This window comes from Citrobacter sp. BDA59-3 (assembly GCF_015167655.1).
GTDB classification, from domain to species: domain Bacteria; phylum Pseudomonadota; class Gammaproteobacteria; order Enterobacterales; family Enterobacteriaceae; genus Phytobacter; species Phytobacter diazotrophicus.
Genome location: NZ_CP063427.1, coordinates 2,286,046 through 2,304,897 on the forward strand (window position 1 = coordinate 2,286,046; position 18,852 = coordinate 2,304,897).

At 51.9% G+C, this 18,852-nt stretch carries 12 protein-coding genes and 2 pseudogenes; 6 read left to right on the plus strand and 8 right to left on the minus strand.

Annotation, left to right across the window (positions count from 1 at the left end):
* The first annotated feature begins 695 nt into the window (after window positions 1-695).
* From pgaA to pgaD, 4 genes are read left to right on the plus strand one after another with little or no spacing between them, the layout of a single operon-like run.
* A complete protein-coding gene (gene pgaA, locus IP582_RS10770) occupies window positions 696-3,158 on the plus strand; it encodes a poly-beta-1,6 N-acetyl-D-glucosamine export porin PgaA (RefSeq protein ID WP_193796237.1) in 2,463 nt (820 codons plus the stop codon).
* Window positions 3,159-3,166: 8 nt separating this feature from the next.
* The gene (gene pgaB / locus IP582_RS10775; RefSeq protein WP_193795930.1) at window positions 3,167-5,182 is read left to right on the plus strand and encodes a poly-beta-1,6-N-acetyl-D-glucosamine N-deacetylase PgaB; all 2,016 of its coding nucleotides are present in this window, start codon (window positions 3,167-3,169) and stop codon (window positions 5,180-5,182) included.
* Window positions 5,179-6,513: a poly-beta-1,6-N-acetyl-D-glucosamine synthase gene (gene pgaC / locus IP582_RS10780; RefSeq protein WP_193795931.1), complete on the plus strand. Its 1,335-nt coding sequence runs from the start codon at window positions 5,179-5,181 to the stop codon at window positions 6,511-6,513. The genes pgaB and pgaC overlap by 4 nt, the downstream gene beginning before the upstream one ends.
* Entirely contained in the window at window positions 6,510-6,938 is a 429-nt protein-coding gene (gene pgaD, locus IP582_RS10785; RefSeq protein ID WP_071194903.1) for a poly-beta-1,6-N-acetyl-D-glucosamine biosynthesis protein PgaD, read from the plus strand. Before pgaC ends, pgaD begins: the two co-directional genes overlap by 4 nt.
* Window positions 6,939-7,022: 84 nt before the next feature.
* Here the strand turns inward: pgaD and IP582_RS10790 are convergent, their stop codons facing one another.
* Entirely contained in the window at window positions 7,023-8,189 is a 1,167-nt protein-coding gene (locus IP582_RS10790; RefSeq protein WP_193795932.1) for an iron-containing alcohol dehydrogenase, read from the minus strand.
* Window positions 8,190-8,871: 682 nt separating this feature from the next.
* Between IP582_RS10790 and IP582_RS10795 the strand changes: the two genes are divergently transcribed.
* On the plus strand, window positions 8,872-10,923 hold the full coding sequence (locus IP582_RS10795) for a bifunctional diguanylate cyclase/phosphodiesterase (protein ID WP_193795933.1): 2,052 nt from the start codon (window positions 8,872-8,874) through the stop codon (window positions 10,921-10,923).
* Between the two features lie 220 nt (window positions 10,924-11,143).
* On the opposite strand, the pseudogene IP582_RS10800 reads toward IP582_RS10795, so the two are convergent.
* The 4 genes and pseudogenes from IP582_RS10800 to IP582_RS10815 all read right to left on the minus strand — a co-directional run.
* Window positions 11,144-11,791 (minus strand): annotated as a pseudogene (locus tag IP582_RS10800) (FAD-dependent oxidoreductase); the annotation flags it as partial.
* Between the two features lie 43 nt (window positions 11,792-11,834).
* On the minus strand, window positions 11,835-12,332 hold the full coding sequence (locus IP582_RS10805; RefSeq protein ID WP_370551804.1) for a DUF1028 domain-containing protein: 498 nt from the start codon (window positions 12,330-12,332) through the stop codon (window positions 11,835-11,837).
* A pseudogene (locus IP582_RS10810) lies at window positions 12,221-12,637 on the minus strand (RidA family protein); the annotation flags it as partial. The gene IP582_RS10805 and the pseudogene IP582_RS10810, both read right to left, overlap by 112 nt.
* Window positions 12,638-12,784: 147 nt before the next feature.
* Window positions 12,785-14,032 carry an MFS transporter gene (locus tag IP582_RS10815; RefSeq protein WP_193795934.1) on the minus strand — a complete coding sequence of 416 codons (1,248 nt, stop codon included), beginning with the start codon at window positions 14,030-14,032 and terminating at the stop codon, window positions 12,785-12,787.
* Window positions 14,033-14,620: 588 nt separating this feature from the next.
* On the opposite strand from IP582_RS10815, the gene IP582_RS10820 reads away from it, so the two are divergent.
* Window positions 14,621-16,123: a sensor domain-containing diguanylate cyclase gene (locus tag IP582_RS10820; protein ID WP_193795935.1), complete on the plus strand. Its 1,503-nt coding sequence runs from the start codon at window positions 14,621-14,623 to the stop codon at window positions 16,121-16,123.
* Window positions 16,124-16,198: 75 nt separating this feature from the next.
* Here IP582_RS10820 and IP582_RS10825 read toward each other — a convergent pair whose 3' ends face one another.
* The 3 genes from IP582_RS10825 to IP582_RS10835 form a co-directional block, all read right to left on the minus strand.
* On the minus strand, window positions 16,199-16,597 hold the full coding sequence (locus IP582_RS10825) for a helix-turn-helix transcriptional regulator (protein WP_107223265.1): 399 nt from the start codon (window positions 16,595-16,597) through the stop codon (window positions 16,199-16,201).
* A 124-nt stretch (window positions 16,598-16,721) separates the two neighbouring features.
* Window positions 16,722-17,417: a lactate utilization protein C gene (locus IP582_RS10830; protein WP_193795936.1), complete on the minus strand. Its 696-nt coding sequence runs from the start codon at window positions 17,415-17,417 to the stop codon at window positions 16,722-16,724.
* Window positions 17,417-18,850 (minus strand): LutB/LldF family L-lactate oxidation iron-sulfur protein, encoded by a 1,434-nt coding sequence (locus IP582_RS10835; RefSeq protein WP_193795937.1) that lies wholly within the window; start codon window positions 18,848-18,850, stop codon window positions 17,417-17,419. The genes IP582_RS10830 and IP582_RS10835 overlap by 1 nt, the downstream gene beginning before the upstream one ends.
* Between the last annotated feature and the right edge of the window lie 2 nt (window positions 18,851-18,852).

The following is an 18,852-nucleotide window of genomic DNA, read 5'->3' on the forward strand; positions in this document are numbered from 1 at the left end:
GATAGCGTTCTGTTGTCGCCCACCCGGTAGCGCTCATTTTCTGCCGGCCCCGTGTTTTTCACCGTCACGGTGAGAAGGTGAGTTTTACAATACCTGGCCGGTAAAAAATAATGTCGCGCCCATACTGGCAATAACAGCATGCTTTTTATTAGCGATTGGCTAATCCCATAATCTCGAAATTTTGTGATGTGTGTCGGTAATACAGAAAATGATTTCCTCCCTATAAAATGATTGCCCCCTGATATGTCGCAACATCCCTATTTCAGTAAAGCGTTAGCAAAGAAGCCCACGATTTCAGGTGCTGAAACGTGTAATTCATGAGTCCCGGAATGAATAATCCTCTGGAGTGTATAGCCATCGGTAATACCATCATCACCATGACCTGTACAGACTGACTGCATCCCAGGCCTGTCAGGGGGTTGAGGCGGCTGGCGTTATTTCTATTGTAGCGTAATAATATTTTTTTATTTTCTTATGGCTAAATTAAAATAGTGAAGCTAACGTTTGTAAGCGTTTTTTATTTATTTTATTGCTTTCCATAGTTTGCATTTTAATAAATAAAAATAGGAGAAAAGTATGATATTTTTTTATTTCGTCATGAATTTGTAGGTCTGGTGTATTTATTAATTTTTCGTCATATTGCGGCAATAAAGTAATGAAATGCTCACTTTCGATATAAAGGTGCAGGGATGGTTATGGTTACTCTTCATCGGCGTGTTAATTCAGTGAAACGGTTTAAATCAGGAACCTGCTTATTTGCGGTGAGCATGATGTTGCCATTTTTCGCCTATGGCGCGAACCCTGCCTACGATGAGCTGATTATTCAGGCACGAAAAGGGGATCGCCAGCCGCTGCTAACGTATCTCAATGCCCGTGAGCAAACTACGCCGCTGACGCCAGAGCAAGTTGCCGACTGGCTACAGGTATCCGCCTGGGCAGATAACGATGCGCAGACGCTGGAAGTATGGGGCCGCTATCAGGACAAAATGGTCATTCCGGTCCGCGGACAAATCGCCGTGGCACGCGCCCTGCGCAATCTGAAAAAGTGGGATGAATCACTGAATATCTGGGAGCGCGTTTTGCGTGAGGAGCCCGACAACAATGACGCGCGAACCGGATGGATAATGACCCTCGCCGATGCCCGGCGTAACGAAGAGGCCCTTACCGCCGCACAGCAGTGGGCAGAGCAGTCTCCTGGGCCGGAACGCGATGCGCTGCTGGCTTATGTTTACAAGGCGCAGGGTAAAAACTGGGATGCGTTACTCGCCGCGACCCGCGTTGATTCGGATTCACCGGCAAGCAAAAATGTGGTGCCGACACTGCTGTCCGCCATGACGGCTAACCGGATAGCCGGCCCCGCGCTGTCGCTTTATGAGCGCAACCCGCAGTCCGATGCGATCACCCGCCAGCTTGAACTCGATGCCGCCGCCCAGACAGTACGCGCGGCGTTTACGCCCGCCCGCAACGAAGAAGAGCGCTATCTGGTGGCCGATCAAGCGCTTGCCCGCTATGACGCCTTCATCGCTGCCTGGAAAGATAACCCTGAGGCGCAAGAGGATGTGCGGCGCGCCAGAATCGACAGACTGGGTGCCCTGGTGATTCGCAAACGCAGTGCTGAGGTCATTGCCGAATATGAAGCGCTGGAGGCCGATGGACAACACGTTCCCAATTATGCCCGGCGCTGGGTTGCCTCTGCCTGGCTTGCCGAGCGACAGCCTGATAAAGCGGAATCAATGCTGGAAGCGGTTTTCTACCCGCATGGCCCTGTCGCGGTGATGCCGCTCACCATGGATGACCAGCAAGACCTTTTCTATGCACGTCTCGACAATAATCACTTCGATAAAGCAAAGCAGCAACTGGACACCTACATCAGTAAAAGCCCTTACTTAATCTATTTCGAGGGGTCACCCACACCGCAACCTAACGATAACTGGCTGCTCGGTCAGTCATTGCTTATCGACTATTTCACGGCAACCAATGACTTAGCTGCCGCACAAAAACAAGCGCAAACGCTGGTGAGTAAGGCCGCGGGTAATCAGGATCTGCGTATTGCTTTAGCGTCGGTCTTGCTGGCGCGGGGCCTCCCGCACGCGGCAGAACGCGAACTTAAGCTTGCTGAGGTCATTGAACCCACCAACCTGGCGCTGGAGAGACAGCAGGCGTCGACGGCGTTGGAATTGCAGGAGTGGCGGCAGGCCAATGAACTGACCAGTGATGTGGTCGCACGAAGTCCCGATGATTTCGCCACCCGTCAGCTCGAACGCCTGCTGGCGGTACACAATAAAGCGGAGCTGCGTATCAGCGGCACGCAGGGGATTTCGTCGGACAGCCCGATTAGCGGCAAACATGATTTCACCCTGAACACCACCCTGTACAGCCCGCCCATTGATGATAACTGGCGACTCTTTGCGGGCTATAACTTTGCCAGCGGTGAGTTTGAAGAAGGCAAGGGGATTAACCGCGATATCGGCGCCGGTGCGGAGTGGACCTCACGGGATAACTGGGCCGAACTGGAAGTGTCCGGGCATAACTACGGCGACGGGCAGAAAGTCGGTGGACGCCTGTCTGCCTGGCACGATTTTAATGACAACTGGCGGGTGGGTGGTTCGGCGGAGCGGTTGTCGCGTAATACGCCGCTGCGTGCGTTACGCAATGGCGTAAGTTCCAACGGTGGCGACCTTTGGCTGCGTTGGTACCACAACGAACGTCGCGAATACCAGTTTTCACTGGCGGGCGCCCATTTTACTGACGGCAATGATCGCCTGGAGTACGGCATCAGCGGCAAAGAGCGGCTATGGACCCGGCCGCGTTTTACGCTGGATTTCATCCCCGCCATCAACGGTAGCCACAACAGCAAAGACAATACGCCTTATTACAACCCCAAACGTGACGTTTCAGCCGTTGCAGGCCTGCGTGCGGAGCACGTGATGTATCACCATTACGATACCGTCTGGAAACAGCAGTTTATCGTGGGCGCGGGGGGCTACTGGCAACAAGGACACAATAGCGGTGCCATCACCCAGCTTGGCTACGGGCAGCGCATTCAATGGAATAACGTAGTGGATGCCGGGGTGACGCTCTCCTGGGACAAACGTCCTTACGATGGCAAGCGTGAGCGAAATATCGCCCTCGCTTTTGATCTGAATGTCAGATTTTAAGGACACGCATGTTTAAACACTGGCTACGCATCTTCATTGTGATCGCAGGGTGGATACTGGCAAACGTGTGTGCCAGCGCGCCAGCGCCACGCTACCTTTCCCCCTCCGCGCGGGCGCCACTCTACGCGGAACAGCCCTGGCCAAAAAACAGCTTCCTGGTGCTGGCGTACCACGACGTGGAGGATAACGCCGCGGATCAGCGCTATCTTTCCGTACGCACCAGTGCGCTTAACGATCAGTTTGCCTGGCTGCATGTTAATGGTTACCACCCGATAAGCGTGCAGCAGGTGCTCGATGCTCACGCCGGCAAGAGTGTCCTGCCTCCGAAAGCAGTACTGCTGACCTTTGATGACGGTTACAGCAGTTTTATCACGCGCGTCTTACCGCTGCTCAAATCCTATCAATGGCATGCTTTATGGGCGCCTGTCGGTATTTGGGTAGATGCGCCAGCCAATGTTCCGATTGATTTTGGTGGGCTAAAGACGCCACGCGATAAATTTGCGACCTGGCAAATGGTACGCGAAGCCAGCCAGTCGTCGCTGATGGAGATTGGCGCACATACCTGGGCTTCGCACTATGGGCAACAAGCGAATCCGCAGGGCAGCCGCGAGCCTGCCGCGGCTAATCGCGGATTCAATGACGCCACGGGGCAGTACGAAACCGATAGCCAGTTTGAGCAACGAATGACCGCTGACCTTGTGCATATCAGCCGGAAAATTACCGAGGTGACGGGGCATTCACCGCGCGCGTGGGTCTGGCCGTATGGCGCGGCGAGTGGCACCACGTTGAGGCTGGCGAAGCAGCAGGGTTATCAGATGGCTTTTACCCTCAATCAGGGCCTGGCCAATGCGGCAAACCTGGACGACATTCCCCGTATGCTTATCACTGGTAATCCGTCGCTTCGTGAGTTTGCCGACCAGATCGCGCAGGTCAGAGAGCCTGAGTCTATGCGGGTTATGCACATCGATCTGGATTATGTGTATGACAAAAACCCCGCGCAGCAGCGTAAAAATATCGATGCGCTCATTCAGCGCGTCTTTGATATGCATATCACGCACGTATTTTTGCAGGCTTATGCCGACCCGAAAGGGGATGGCAATGTGCAGGCGCTCTATTTCCCGAACCGCTGGCTGCCGATGCGCGCTGATTTATTCAACTTTGTCGCATGGCAACTCCAGACCCGCGCGGCTGTGAGTGTCTATGCCTGGATGCCGGTGCTGGCTTTCAATCTTGATGCCTCTGTTCCACGTGTGATGGCATGGTCGCCGGGCGCCGGGCGTACAGCGCCTGACAGCAGGCACTATGCGCGGCTTTCACCCTGGAGCCCCGTGGCCCGTAAGCGGATCAACGATATCTACGAAGATTTGGCTCGCCACGCCAGCTTTCAGGGCATTTTGTTCCACGATGATGCGTTTCTGACGGACTATGAAGATGCCTCTCCGGCAGCGCTGGACGCGTATCGCGCTGCCGGGTTTCCTCACGACATCGCGCAAATTCGTGCCAATCCCCAGCTCCTTGAGCGCTGGACGCGTTTTAAAAGCCGGGCGCTTATCGATTTCACCGAACAACTCACGCAAACCGTTCGATCCATACGCGGCCCGCAGGTGAAAACGGCGCGCAATATCTACGCGATGCCGGTGCTGGAGCCACAAAGCGAAACCTGGTTTGCCCAAAATTTGAATGATTTTCTTGGCACCTATGACTGGACGGCACCGATGGCGATGCCGTTGATGGAAGATATTTCGCCGAAAGAGGCGAACGACTGGCTGGACAGGCTGGTTGGGCGCGTGGCCCGTTACCCTGGCGCAATGGAGAAAACGGTCTTTGAGTTGCAGGCGCGTGACTGGCGCAAAGGGGCAGGGCAGGACGGCATCAGTGATGAAATGCTTATCGGGTGGATGCAGCAGCTTCGGTTGAGCGGCGCCAAAAACTACGGCTATTACCCGGATGACTTCATCAACGATCAACCCCGGATGGCGGAGATACGCCCCGCTTTCTCATCATACTGGTATCCACAAAAATGACCGATCGCATCATCGCATTCCTGATCCTTTGCCTGATGTTCAGTTTTCCGCTCGGTGTGGCGGTGGTCTTTACGGGTGAAGTGATTCTGGATTTCGTCTTTTTCTGGCCGCTGTTTATGTCTGCGCTTTGGATGAGCGGTGGCCTCTATTTCTGGTTTCATCGTGAGCGTTACTGGCCATGGGGGGAAGGGACACCTGCGCCAACGCTTGCGGGAAATCCGCTGATTTCCATTCTTATACCGTGCTTTAACGAAGGGCTAAATGCGCGGGAAACCATCGAAGCCGCCCTGGCCCAGCGTTACGACAATATCGAAGTCATTGCCATTAACGATGGTTCGAAAGACAACACGGGGGCTGTGCTGGATCAATTGGCCGAAGAGTATTCGCGGCTGCGGGTCATCCATCTGGCGGAAAACCAGGGTAAAGCGGTAGCGCTTGCGGCCGGAGCCGCCGCGGCACGCAGTGATTTTCTGGTCTGTATTGATGGCGACGCCTTGCTGGATAAAGATGCGGCGGCATACATGGTCGCGCCACTGTTAAATCATCCGCGCGTGGGCGCGGTGACCGGTAACCCGCGTATTCGCACGCGATCAACGCTTATCGGGCGGGTGCAGGTCGGTGAGTTCTCATCAATCATCGGGTTGATCAAGCGAACCCAACGTGTCTATGGGCAGGTTTTTACTGTTTCCGGTGTTATTGCCGCGTTTCGTCGTCGTGCGCTGGCTGAGGTGGGCTACTGGAGCCCGGATATGATCACCGAAGACATTGATATCAGTTGGAAGTTGCAACTGCGCCACTGGTCTATCTTTTTTGAACCCCGTGCGCTGTGTTGGATCCTGATGCCTGAGACGTTAAAAGGGCTCTGGAAGCAGCGTCTGCGCTGGGCACAGGGCGGTGCCGAAGTCTTTATTGTCAATATGCGTCGCCTCTGGGGCTGGGAATATCGACGCATGTGGCCGTTGTTTATTGAGTTTTGTATGTCCAGCGTGTGGGCATTTGCCTATGCGATGACGATTGTGCTGTTTCTCATCGGGCTTGTCGTCCCTCTGCCTGATTCACTGCATGTTCAGCATCTCTTTCCACCCGCATTTACTGGCCTGATGCTTGGCGTCGTCTGCCTGCTGCAATTCGCGGTCAGCCTGTTTATTGAACGGCGCTATGAAAAAGGCATTGCAGCGTCGTTGTTCTGGGTTATCTGGTTTCCGGTGGTGTACTGGATGTTGAGCCTGTTCACAACCCTGGTGGCTTTCCCGAAAGTGATGCTGCGGCGCAAACGCAGCAGAGCGCGTTGGGTCAGCCCCGACCGCGGTATCGGGAGAATTGAACCATGATCGAACCGTTAATTTTTACTGAACAGCGTCTGTTTCCGCGCATGCTTGATGTGTTTTTAACGCTTGTTGCCTGGCTGGGATTTTGCTGGCTGATCTATAGCGGGCTGGTGGTGGCGATAAAACACGATCCCTTTATGGGCGTCCGGCCATTTTATACCACGCTCAGTACCCTGAGCGTCTATCTGCTGGTGGCCTGTATGATCAGTCTGACACTTATCGGCTGGGCTAAATATAACCAGCTACGTTTTCGCGTTGAGCGTCGTCGGCGTCGCCCCGGCCTTGAAGAGCATGAAGTGGCGGCAAGCTTTAATATCACACCTGAACTCGCGCAGGCGATGAGTCGGGCCCAGGTATTTACCCTTGCCCATTATGACACCGGTGCGATTGACCGTGTATGGATGGCAAAAATGCTGGCAGAAAACTAGGGTAGTCTTGTCGGGAGAAAGATCCACGCCGGAGCGTGGATCTTTCTCAGTGGCCTGTGCCGTTATACGCTAAACGGCGCTAAGTCAGAGCGCGCCTTCGCCTTCGTAAGCCTGACGATAAAGCTCGATGACCTGCTCTTTCGTCGCTTTTCGTGGGTTGGTTAACTGGCAAACATCTTTTTTGGCGTTCTCCGCCATAATGGCGAAGTCTTCCGGTTTAACCCCCAGGCTTTTCAGATCGGCAGGAATACCGACCTGTTTGCTCAGGCGACGAATGGCGGCGATCGCCCTTACGGCGGCTTCATCGGTCGACAGACCGGCGACTTTCTCACCCATGGCTTCGGCGATATCACGGAAGCGATTAAGGTTGCCGATAAGGTTAAATGATTCAACATAGGGCAGAAGAATCGCGTTACACACGCCGTGAGGAAGGTTATAGAAGCCGCCTAACTGGTGCGCCATCGCATGAACATAGCCCAGTGACGCGTTGTTAAATGCAATCCCGGCGAGGTACTGGGCATAGGCCATATTGTCCCTTGCCTTCATATATTCACCGTTGGCGACCGCTTTGGGCAGGTATTGCGTGATCATTTTAATGGCTTGCAATGCGGCGGCATCGGTTAACGGATTCGCCATTGTCGACACGTAGGCTTCGATAGCGTGCGTCAGCGCATCCATACCGGTTGCAGCGGTGAGGGAGGGGGGCATGCCGACCATTAATTCCGGGTCGTTGATGGAAATTTGCGGTGTGACGCGCCAGTCGACAATCGCCATTTTCACCTTGCGTTCCGTATCCGTAATAATACAGAAGCGGGTAATTTCAGAAGCGGTACCTGCCGTGGTATTAATCGCCATCAACGGGATCATATCGTTGCTGGATTTATCCACCCCTTCGTAATCGCGAATATTCCCGCCGTTTGCCGCAACCAGGCCAATACCTTTGGCACAGTCATGGGAGGAGCCGCCACCGAGTGACACAATCCCGTTACAGCCATGTTCACGATAGCATTCGATGCCTGCCGCGACGTTTTTGTCCGTGGGGTTTGGCTCTGCGCCGCCAAAAATATGTACATCGATACCGGCTTCTTGATAAATCTTCGCAATATTATCAGCCATGCCGCTTTTTGCCAGAAATGCATCCGTGACGATAAGGATTTTTTTCACATTTAACGTTTTTGCCAAGGTACCGGCTTCCTGAACACTACCTTCACCAAATACATTGCGTGTTGGTAGAAAATAATATGTCGACATTGATCATCCCCTGTTCATAAATGTGATTGTTAGAGTGTCCATGACTGCTTTTAAACTCCTGGCAACGTATTCCTGCCGCAGAATAACGATACTCTGCTGATGCGAATAAAAGCGCTGACTGAACATGCGCAGGCAATGTTAAGGAAAAGCTGACAGGGAACAGTGAACAACCTCACAAAACACAGGGTTTTTTAACAATAAACATCAAATTTATTTACAGGGAGGGTTTCTAATTATCACTTTATGTTATTAACTTGTTGTAAAAGAACGGGTGAAAATGGCTATTAACCGGGTGACCGGGCGGCAGGTGTGGTGATGTGATGGTTGGTATTATCCGCCTGGCTGCCTGCTTTTACCTACTGAGAGGCTCTTTCGGGATCTGCATAAAGTGCGCCTGGTCGCGTTTAAGCCAGCGTGAAGACGTATGTTTCGATCGCTAAGTAGTGAAAGGCGCTAATTAAAGCAAATGGCCGCTCTGAAAGAGGAAAGGCATTTCCAAAAAACGCTAAAGAATACATGATGTATACATTGAACGAGATAAATCGATTCTGTTATTTTTCTGCGTTATAAACCTGTTCGCTACCGATTTCCATATTGAGCTTGCTTATTATGGCGTGGGGTTGAAACAGTGATTACGCGCTGAGGGAAAATCACCGTTTTTATTGATCGTGGCGGGGGCAATATGAATAAAACTCACTGGGATGAAAGTGGCTTATTTCAGGCAATCCTCGACAAATGTCCCGTCGGAATAGCGGTAATTGATTATGACGGACATTATCTGACTGTTAATCCCGCTTATTGCGATATCTATGGCTATACGCAGCAAGAGATGTTGCATCACTCCTTCACCATGATTTTTCCAGCCGCAGATAAACAGGCTGTTCTGCAACGTCATTATCAGTTTATCAAAGAAGGCACCCGCCTTGGCGGAGAGTGGCCTGTTCTGCATCATGATGGATCGCAGATGACGGTCTTTTCTGAATCCGTGACCTTTTATCCTGCCCAGGGACTGCCCGCCAGGCTGGTCTACGTTCAGAACATCACCGAACGTAAAAAAGCGCAGGAGCAAATGAAAATTGCGGCTGCTGTGTTTGAGGCGAGCCAGGAAGCGATTGTCGTGACCGACTGCGACAATAATATTATTAGTATTAACCCGGCTTTCACCATCCTGACGGGGTGGTCTTTGGAGGAGGTGAAGGGGCACAATCCTCGGGAATTTAAGTCGGGCCGCCATCCACGTTCTTTTTATTCCGAGATGTGGCAGGCATTAAACGACAGCGGACAGTGGATGGGGGAGGTCTGGGACCGGCATAAAGACGGCACTGAATTTCTCAAAGAACTGAGCATTTCGGTGATAAAAGATCCTGCGGGTAATGTGATTAATTACGTTGGCATGTTTTCCGACATTACCCTACGTAAAAAACAGGAAGAACTCATCTGGCAACAAGCGAATTATGATGCGGTTACCGGTTTGCCCAACCGTCATTTATTTCAAAGTAAACTTGAACAGGCGGCCCGCCATGCCTCGCGCACCCATCGTATCATGGCGCTGATGCTCATCGACCTCGATCAATTTAAATCGGTTAATGACAGTATGGGGCACCGGGCGGGTGATGAATTATTAGGCCGCGTGGGGATGCGTTTACTTGAGTGTGCCAGTAACGCCGAATGTATCGCGCGCCTGGGTGGCGATGAATTTGCCATCATTATCCCGGACATTAACGATCCGGCGGAATGTACGGATATTGCCCGCAAGATTCTCCGTAAACTGGAAATTCCATTTACGATTAACGGCGAGACCATGTTTGTCTCGGCCAGTATTGGCATTTCTCTTTATCCCACTGATACAGAAAACCTCGAAGATTTATTCAAGAATGCCGACCAGGCGATGTATGCGGTTAAAAACGCGGGGCGTAAGAATTTCCGCTACTACTCCCGCGCCCTGCATGATGCGATTCATGCGCGTCTGCGGATGATGAGAAATTTAAGAAAGGCGCTCGAAGAGAGCCAGTTTGTGGTCTATTACCAGCCGATTGTCTCGCTCACCACGGGGCAGATTACCCGAATGGAAGCACTGGTTCGCTGGCTCCACCCGGTACAGGGGATTATTAGCCCGGATACCTTTATTCCGCTGGCCGAAGATACCGGTCTTATCGTCCCCATGGGCAACTGGATCGCAAACCAGGCCATCACACAACTGGCTTACTGGCGGCAAAAATATGATCCTCAACTCAAAATGGCCATCAATCTGTCACCGATACAGTTACGCAGCCAGGAGTTTGAAGATATCCCCTGGATTCGGGATCTACAGAATCATAACCTCATGGGTGATGCGGTTACCATTGAAATCACCGAAGGGTTGCTGCTTAATTCGGAAACACGCGTCAACCACAATTTAAAAATGATGCATCAGATTGGTATTCAGATTGCCATCGACGATTTCGGCACTGGCTATTCATCGCTGGCCTATCTGAGAAAATTTAACATTGATTTTCTCAAAATTGACCGCTCCTTCGTGGAAGATTTAAAAGGCGTGGGTTTTGAACTCTGTACGGCCATTATTGCGATGGCGCACAGTCTGGGACTTGGCGTGATTGCGGAAGGCGTTGAAACAGAGGAACAGAAACAGTTGTTGATTGATCTGGGATGCGACGCTATGCAGGGGTATCTGTTTTCGAAACCGTTGCCTGCCCATGAGATCGAAAAGCTACTGGTGTCATCGTATGTCCGATAAGCTTTCTGTTTCAAAAGGGGCCGCATTACGCTCACCCCCCGCAATGTGAGGAATCTCCACAAAAATGCGAGCACGAACGGTCCCCTCTCCCTGAGGGAGAGGGCCAGGGTGAGGGGGAAAAGGCGGCTCTGATGGTCATTCCGTTCACCTTATGTTCCTTGCTTTTCTGTCGCAAATGAGTATGTCTCACGGCTGATAAACAGCCGCGATACCCTGAACACTATGTTTTAACGTAGTCGCTGTAGGCGTTTTGCAAAACAATATGATCGGCAATATATTTCGCGTCATGCCATATGCCGTAAATAAACGAAGAGGCTCGGTTGACCAGATTCGGCAGGCCAAGGAAATAAATGCCACGCTCCGCTGAAATACCGCGTTTATGGAACGGCAGACCTTTTTCATCGAAGGCATCCACTTGTAACCAGCCGAAATCAAATTTAAATCCCGTCGCCCAGATAATGGTGGTAATACCAGTATGCGCCAGGCGTCGGAAATCGACGGTTTTGCCACCTTCATAACCGCTCACGGCGAAGGCAACGTGCTCTTTCTTCGGCTTTATTTTCACCTCATCCCACAGACCCAGCGCGCCCAGCCACCAGCAGTAATCACGGTCGCGGTAAGTGCGCGGTGGACGATAATGTTCACCCACCGACAGATAAACGTCACGCCCCGACTGGTGCAGCTCTTCGGCAATTTGCGTACCGGACGCGCCTGCTCCAACAACCAGAACACCGCCTGCGGGCAGTTGCTGCGGATTTTTGTAGACCGAGGAGTGGATCTGATGCACCCCGGCGCTTTGCGCGGCGGTGTACAAACCGGGGTAACTACTGATGGGATAAAAGCGGATCGCGGCGTCACGATTTACCGCATGCATTGCGGGCAGGAGTTCGCGCTGTGCGTAACTTTCCAGCTCACGGGCCACCTCCTGCGCGCAGGCCCGCGTGCATGGCGGCAATGAGCCTGTCAGCAAGATGGCCGGATTGCTGTTCGAACGCGTTTATCATCGCGACAATGACATTGGGATCCGCGAGCATATTGCCCGCTGCCACGCAGTTCTCGCCGCTCAGGGCGTTGTTGACCCCCAGGGTTTTTTCGCCGCTGTAGAAGGCGCTTTCACCCCCGGCGGTCAGCACGGTCACCTGCCGGTACAGAGAATAGTCATCCGTGTCCAGGCCGCTTTTCAGCGCGGTTTCGGCACTCTCGCCCTGTTGTAATCTGTCAAGAATACGCGGCCCCTGCGCCGGTAAGGTGATGTTTTGGGTTGAGACCGCGCCAACCTTGCTGCGCAGCCAGGGGCTTGCCATTCGTCCGGAATCACCGCGATAACATCGATTTCCATCAGCCACTGCGGCTGACCCAGCGCGGAAATAACCAGCCCGGTTGAGATGGGATACACACCCTTTAGCCATTTGCCGACAACCTGGTAAACCGGCTCGCGATAGCGGGGGGCGATGATATAGGTGGTCGTTTTGACGATGTGCGACAGATCGCTGCCCGCCTCTTCCAGTAGCTGTTTAACGTTCTTCATTGCTTGCTCAGCCTGAGCTGCCGGGTCGCCAAGCCCCACCAGATTGCCGTCGAAATCGGTCCCAATCTGGCCGCGTACGTACACGGTATTGCCTGCACGCACGGCCTGGCAAAGATCGTTATCCAGTGACTGATTGGGGTAGGTGTCTTTGGTATTAAATTTGCGAATGCGGGTATGTGTGCTCATCGTGTCCTGCCAGTAAGTGGGTTCCCCGCAAGGTATACCCGCACAGGCAAAACAAACAAAACAGCATAATCCGAGGCTTTAGTTTAGAAAATGCGAACACCCGTCCAGGCCTTGAGCGACGGGTGACAGGGAGACTGTTTTCGTCACTTACTGCCCGCTATACCTGGTTGCGCTTCTGATGGGAATGAGCAAAGGCAGGATGCAAAGCACCAGTAGCGCGACAAGAATTAAGGTTTGTTGTACCCCCATCACATCGCCTGCCATACCGTAGATGACTGGCATCAGGGCGCCACACCCCAGTGACGCGGTATAGAAAATGGCAAACGCGCGGGTTTGCTGTTGCGGGCGGGATAGCTCGGCAACACTGCCATAGAGAATCGAGGAGGTGCCGTTGAGCGCCACACCCAGAGGAATCAACAATAACCAGATAACGTGCAGCGGGGCAAACGCCATCCCCAGCACGATAGCGGAGGTGATTATCTCACTGGCCGCGACGCTTTTGATGATACCAAGCCGGGTCGACAATATTCCGCAAACCAGCTTACCAAATGCCCCGCCAATAAAGATTAAGGTCAGCGCAAAGCCAATTTGCGTCGCCGATGCCCCGCGTGCGGCCATCAAAAAAGGCAGAAACGTCAGCGTGCCCGTGCGCGTTGCGTTATCAATACTGCCGATCACGCATAACGCGGCGAAAGCCCTGCGACGCAAGGGGTCGGGAAGATTTATCGCCTGTTGATGAGGCTGGCTGTGTGTCTCTTTGGCGGCGAGCGGCTTTGCCTGCGCGGCCTTGCTGCCAACCGGCAATAACAGGTACAGGCCCAGGGTGACGAGGAAGCCAAAGAGGGCAATCCACTGCAGGGCGCTTCCCCAGGAGATGACGAGCAGGCAGGCCGACAGCGTGCTGGGAATCACCCCTTTGCCGACATCGCCAAAGAAGTTATATGTGCTAAGCGCAATACGGGCCTGCTTCGCGGAATAATATTGCGTAATACAACTGGACGATAAGGGATGCTGAACGCTGGCGCCCAGCCCACCGATGACAATGAGTACCATGAGCTGTATCAGCGTTGATGAGGTGCCGTAGAGGAGCAGCGCGACGGTCAAAAGCAGGGTGCCAGCCATCAAGACTTTGCGTTCGCCGTACTTTCGACCTAATTCTCCTGCGGGGATCTGAAAGGCTGACATCGCGCCGGAGAACAGCATTTTAAGCAGGCCTATCTGAGCCATGGAAAGCCCGAATTGCTGCTGCCAGATAGCAAAAAGGACGTAGTGCAGGTCGGTGGCGCCGTCATGGAAAAGGTGAGCAAGACTGGTTGCCCCCAGAACTTTGCGACTTTGTGACTTTTCGAGGCTAACCGGATGCGTGTTATCGGGGGAACCGGACGTCAGACTCATGCATTTGCTCCACGGTACAAAAGAGTATCTTTACATTAAATTTCCCCTGGCGAGAATAACGTTTGAAAGTTTATTTGCATAAGCATTCGGGGTTCTGCTCTGTTAGGGTGGTTTTTTATTTTGTCGCCGGGTGTTCCGACTTTTTTTGCAGACATCATAAGGGTTAAGATTCAGAACGGCTAAACAGGTTTGTATTCTGGCTTATTCACTATTTTAAATAGGGTTACTATATCAATTTAAATATTAACCAGTGTGTTACTTGAATTTTCTCGCGATAAGTTAACAGCCGCGATTCCCTTATCGCATTTGAAACGTTGCTCACGCAAACTTATTGCACATTCACCGTTTGTTGCGCAACTTGCAAGCGAGATGATTTGCCTGCTTTTTTGATGAAATTGAGAATCGATACAGTATGCGGGTACTTAACCAGGGGCATCAGGCGCCGGTTTCACAGCGCACTCTTGATATTGTTACGATGCATGTTCCTATTTTATTTTGCCTTTTCTGATGACATACTATGCGCAAATGTGATTGGACAGATTTCTGCATGCTCTGGTGTTTTTTTAGTTGCAGGTATGGGTAAGCAACATGAAGAAAAAGAAATTATTAATATCACTGGTGGTCACGGTTGCTTTCCTTATCGCTTCAGTTTTATTGACATTCCAGATGTTCTCAGCGCGTACTCAGACTATAAATGAGCTTAATATAAATGTCATAAACTTAAGTCGCACGCTTGATACTTATTCGGAAGGCATTATTCGTCAAGGTGAGATGCTTATTAAAACCATTTCCAGCATGACAGAAATCTATGGGCTAAATCATCAGAATATCTCACGCATCCGAACACTCTTGTCGGAACAAACAATATTTCTTGAACAACTGAATAATATCGTCATTTACGATGAAAATGGAGGGGAGATCCTTGCCATGCGTGATATCCCCAAGGGAAGCAGAAATGGCGCAGACAGATCTTTCTTTATCTATCATCGTAATAATCCCTCTAAAAATATCTTTATTGGTCCTCCTGTTGTCAGCAGAACAACGGGTAAGTGGGTTATTACCATCAGTAGAAGGCTGGAGGATGCTAATGCCCTGTTCAGAGGTGTGGTCGTTTTAACGCTGAACGTTGAAAATTTTCTGGAAACATACGGCAAATTAGATATTGGAAAAAATGGTTCTATCTCGCTGATTAGCGACTCAGGAACGCTTATGGTCCGCTTTCCGTTCAGTGAGGAATATATCGGGAAGGCGTTCTCTGATTCGCTTCTGTTCACCCATTATCTGAAAGAGAGTGACTCAGGAACGGCAACCGTGGTTTCTCGTGTTGACCATATTGAGCGTATTTTCGCTTTTCAGAAAAATAAGCGTTATGGGTTAGTCACAACGGTTGCGGTAAGTACAGATGAAGCCTTAAATTCATGGCGGCATCACGCAGAGATTCTGAGCGCGACCATTATATTCCTTGTTGGGTGTGCTTGTTTTTCAGGTGGTTATGTTTTTAAAGAAATGAGCAGACGTGTGCAGATTAATAAAGAACTTACAAATGCAAAAGAGTCATTGATGTCTGCTAATGCACAATTAAAAGAGATGGCTTCGGTTGACAGTTTAACAGGACTGGCTAATCGCAGGGAGTTTGATGACATTTTCCCTCAAACAATTTCGGAGTGTGCGAAAAATAAAAAATCGATATCGCTTTTGCTGATCGATGTTGATTTTTTTAAAAATTACAATGATAAGTATGGCCATGTGGCCGGAGACGACTGTTTACGCAGTGTGGCGGCAATAATAAAAGCGAGTTTAACAGAGTTTAATGCTGTGACAGCCCGGTATGGCGGCGAAGAGTTTGTAGTTATCTTACCCGAAGCAGAGCCAGAATTAGCAAAGAGAATTGCCGGGTCGATTACGCGTAATATCATCAGCGAAAGAATAACCCATGAAGCCAGCCCCTTTGGGGTGGTGAGTGTCAGCATTGGTGTTTCACATGCACGCGCGACAGATCTGGACGATGACGGAACGTCACTCATTGAAAGTGCCGATACGGCACTTTATCGTGCGAAGTTTTCTGGCCGCAACCAGATTAGCATGATCTGACAGCTTCTTACTGAACCGGCTCGCTTTCCTGGCTTGTTTTTAAAACCGTTGAATAAATGCTATCGAGCAAAGAGATTAACGATTCGTGGTCATCACAGGGTTAACCTGACTTCCGCTGTAATGCTTTTCCTTCACCCAAAGACGATACTGCCCGGGCGTGCGATGATAATGTTCGCGAAACGCGCGACAGAATGTTGACTGCTGTCGGTAACCGAGATGCATGGCAATATCGGTGATTGAGTGACGGGTATCGTGGAGTAAATCGCGGGCAATAACCATTTTTCGATAACGTATATATACGCCAGGAGTCATACCCGTTATTTTTTTAAACCCCCGCTGGAAATGCCAGGCAGAATAACCCGATTTTTGCGCCAGCACCTTGAGTGGCAAAGGCGTTGCAATATTGCATTCTATCCAGTCGATAATGTCCTTTATCGTTAATCTCATCAGGCATAATGCGCTTTCCTTTGTCATTTCAACACCTTTTTATTGGCAGTATCAGGGGAGCCACCGTCATATAGCAGCGTCCCCCGACAGAAATAATAATCACTTTCTCAGGGCCGACTGACAGCAAATCTCCGCGTGCCCGTTTATTGCATCAGCAGTCTTCAACAATCAAATAGACTGCGTTCAGCGGCCCGTGAACGCCAACGACTTTAATCAGTTCAATATCTGCCGTTGAGCTTGGTCCGGCGATGAGATTGATACAGGAGGGCAGTGTTTCGCCTGTCTGCACCCGCTGGCGAAGGATCTCCGTCAGTTGCGTGACGCCAGCCAGTAACCGGCTCTTGTAGATAACAAACAATGTCGTCGGAGGAAGCAGGCTGATGGCTCGCCCTTGCAAGGGAGAGGAAAAGAGCACGACGCCGCCTGTTTCACAAAGACCGTATTCGGCAAAGACTACACCGATATTTGCCGCAGCGGCGTTACGTAAGTTGTCTTCTCTTCCCGGCGAGGCCCAGCAGTGTGTCGGGAACGTCTTCTGCAAGTGCGCCGTAATACCCGCGTTTGCCAACCGGGCATCGCCGCTTATCAGTACCGGACCGCCGCCATAATGTTTACAGAGACGTTCGGCAACCTGTGGCAGGGTGGCAAGGGAGGCCCGTTCACAGTGAGCCTGCATGACCTGTGCGGCAAAGGCCATAAAACTGTCGCAAGGTTGCTGTGCTATCTTTTCCGCATAGCGGCTTCTTAGCGGCGCTGCATGCGTCGTGGGCAATGGCTGAGGGATGCGGCGCGGTTCACGGCCAAGCTGTCGGGCAATGTTTAGCATGAAGGCATCACGGTTTTCCATTATGCGTCCTCCCCATTTTTACGTTGCTTTTGATGCGTTTTGAACCAGCTTCGGAAACTTTCTCCATCAGCCTGTGGCAGATCCCGTGCTTCCGTCCATTTGCGGATAGCGGCGATGCTAAAAGGCATCTTCCCGTTGCGAATCATCAGTTGCGCGGCGCGTGCGCCCGCCACCATACCGACCTTCCACAGCGCGTGATGACGGTTAGCGTAATTGAACAGATGGACGGTGTGACGTTCCATCGCGGGGGTCATTCCGTTTTCAGCCAGCGTCCGGCGGTGCTCAAGAATTAATGAAGACAAGGGGATACGAACCGGACAGACGTCATCGCAGGCCGTACATAACGAGCAGGCATAGGGCAGATGTTTGAAATCCTTATAGCCACCGAGCAGCGGCGAGAGTACCGCGCCAACAGGGCCAGGATAAATGGAACCGTAGCCATGTCCGCCAATATGGCGGTAGGCAGGGCAGGTGTTCATGCAGGCGCCGCAGCGTATACAGCGCAAGATATCCTGAAAAGGCGAGCCCAGCACCTGCGAACGACCATTGTCGACAATCACCAGATGGAACGCCTCAGGCCCGTCGCTTTCTGCGTGACCACCGGGGCCCGTAAGCCAGGTGTTGTAGCCGGTCAGGCGGGCGCCCACGGCGCTGCGAGCCAGCATGGTCAGCATGATGTCCAGTTCTGTAAATGAGGGCACCACGCGCTCCATCCCCATCACGGCAATATGCGTTCGCGGTACGGTGGTGCAGAGCCGGGCATTACCTTCGTTGCTCACCAGGCTAAGCGTCCCGGTTTCCGCGACCGCAAAATTGCATCCGGTAATGCCGATATCGGCGGTGAGGAAATCTTCGCGGATCTTCTGGCGAATAAAGCGTGTCATCGCTTCCGGGGTTTCGGCGCCCTCGTAACCCAGTTTCTCCCGCAAGACGCGCTGAATTTGATGGCGGTCTTTATGTATGGCAGGAACAACCACATGGGAAGGCGCGTCGTTGGCCAGTTGCAGGATATACTCGCCCAGGTCGGTTTCGACGACCTCAATGCCTGCTGCCTCCAGCGCGGCATTCATACCGATCTCTTCGGTCACCATTGACTTCGATTTCACGATTTTGCGGGCCTGCTTCTGTTGCGCAACCTGCAAAATGTAGCGGGTGGCATCTTCGCGCGTGTTGGCAAAAAAAACGGTGCCGCCATTCGCGGTGACCTTTTCACTGAGCTGATAGAGATACGCATCCAGATTTTCGAGAATATGGGCGCGAATATCCGCAGCACGGGAACGCCAGTCGGGCCAGTTCTCAAGTTCGTCGATCATTTTCTGGCGATTAATGCCAATGCGATCCTGCGCGTTCGCGACCGCATGGCGCATCACCGGATCGTCGATTTGCTGCTGTACCCGATCATAAAAGGGGAGGTTACTGGTTTTAAGAAACATAG

What these genes read in the sequence shown, in the direction of transcription:
- pgaA (WP_193796237.1), top strand. Translation starts at nt 696, where the DNA reads ATGGTTACTCTTCATCGGCGTGTTAATTCAGTGAAACGGTTTAAATCA.
- pgaB (WP_193795930.1), top strand. Translation starts at nt 3,167, where the DNA reads ATGTTTAAACACTGGCTACGCATCTTCATTGTGATCGCAGGGTGGATA.
- pgaC (WP_193795931.1), top strand. Translation starts at nt 5,179, where the DNA reads ATGACCGATCGCATCATCGCATTCCTGATCCTTTGCCTGATGTTCAGT.
- pgaD (WP_071194903.1), top strand. Translation starts at nt 6,510, where the DNA reads ATGATCGAACCGTTAATTTTTACTGAACAGCGTCTGTTTCCGCGCATG.
- IP582_RS10790 (WP_193795932.1), bottom strand. Translation starts at nt 8,189, where the DNA reads ATGTCGACATATTATTTTCTACCAACACGCAATGTATTTGGTGAAGGT.
- IP582_RS10795 (WP_193795933.1), top strand. Translation starts at nt 8,872, where the DNA reads ATGAATAAAACTCACTGGGATGAAAGTGGCTTATTTCAGGCAATCCTC.
- IP582_RS10805 (WP_370551804.1), bottom strand. Translation starts at nt 12,332, where the DNA reads ATGGCTAAAGGGTGTGTATCCCATCTCAACCGGGCTGGTTATTTCCGC.
- IP582_RS10815 (WP_193795934.1), bottom strand. Translation starts at nt 14,032, where the DNA reads ATGAGTCTGACGTCCGGTTCCCCCGATAACACGCATCCGGTTAGCCTC.
- IP582_RS10820 (WP_193795935.1), top strand. Translation starts at nt 14,621, where the DNA reads ATGAAGAAAAAGAAATTATTAATATCACTGGTGGTCACGGTTGCTTTC.
- IP582_RS10825 (WP_107223265.1), bottom strand. Translation starts at nt 16,597, where the DNA reads ATGACAAAGGAAAGCGCATTATGCCTGATGAGATTAACGATAAAGGAC.
- IP582_RS10830 (WP_193795936.1), bottom strand. Translation starts at nt 17,417, where the DNA reads ATGGAAAACCGTGATGCCTTCATGCTAAACATTGCCCGACAGCTTGGC.
- IP582_RS10835 (WP_193795937.1), bottom strand. Translation starts at nt 18,850, where the DNA reads ATGTTTCTTAAAACCAGTAACCTCCCCTTTTATGATCGGGTACAGCAG.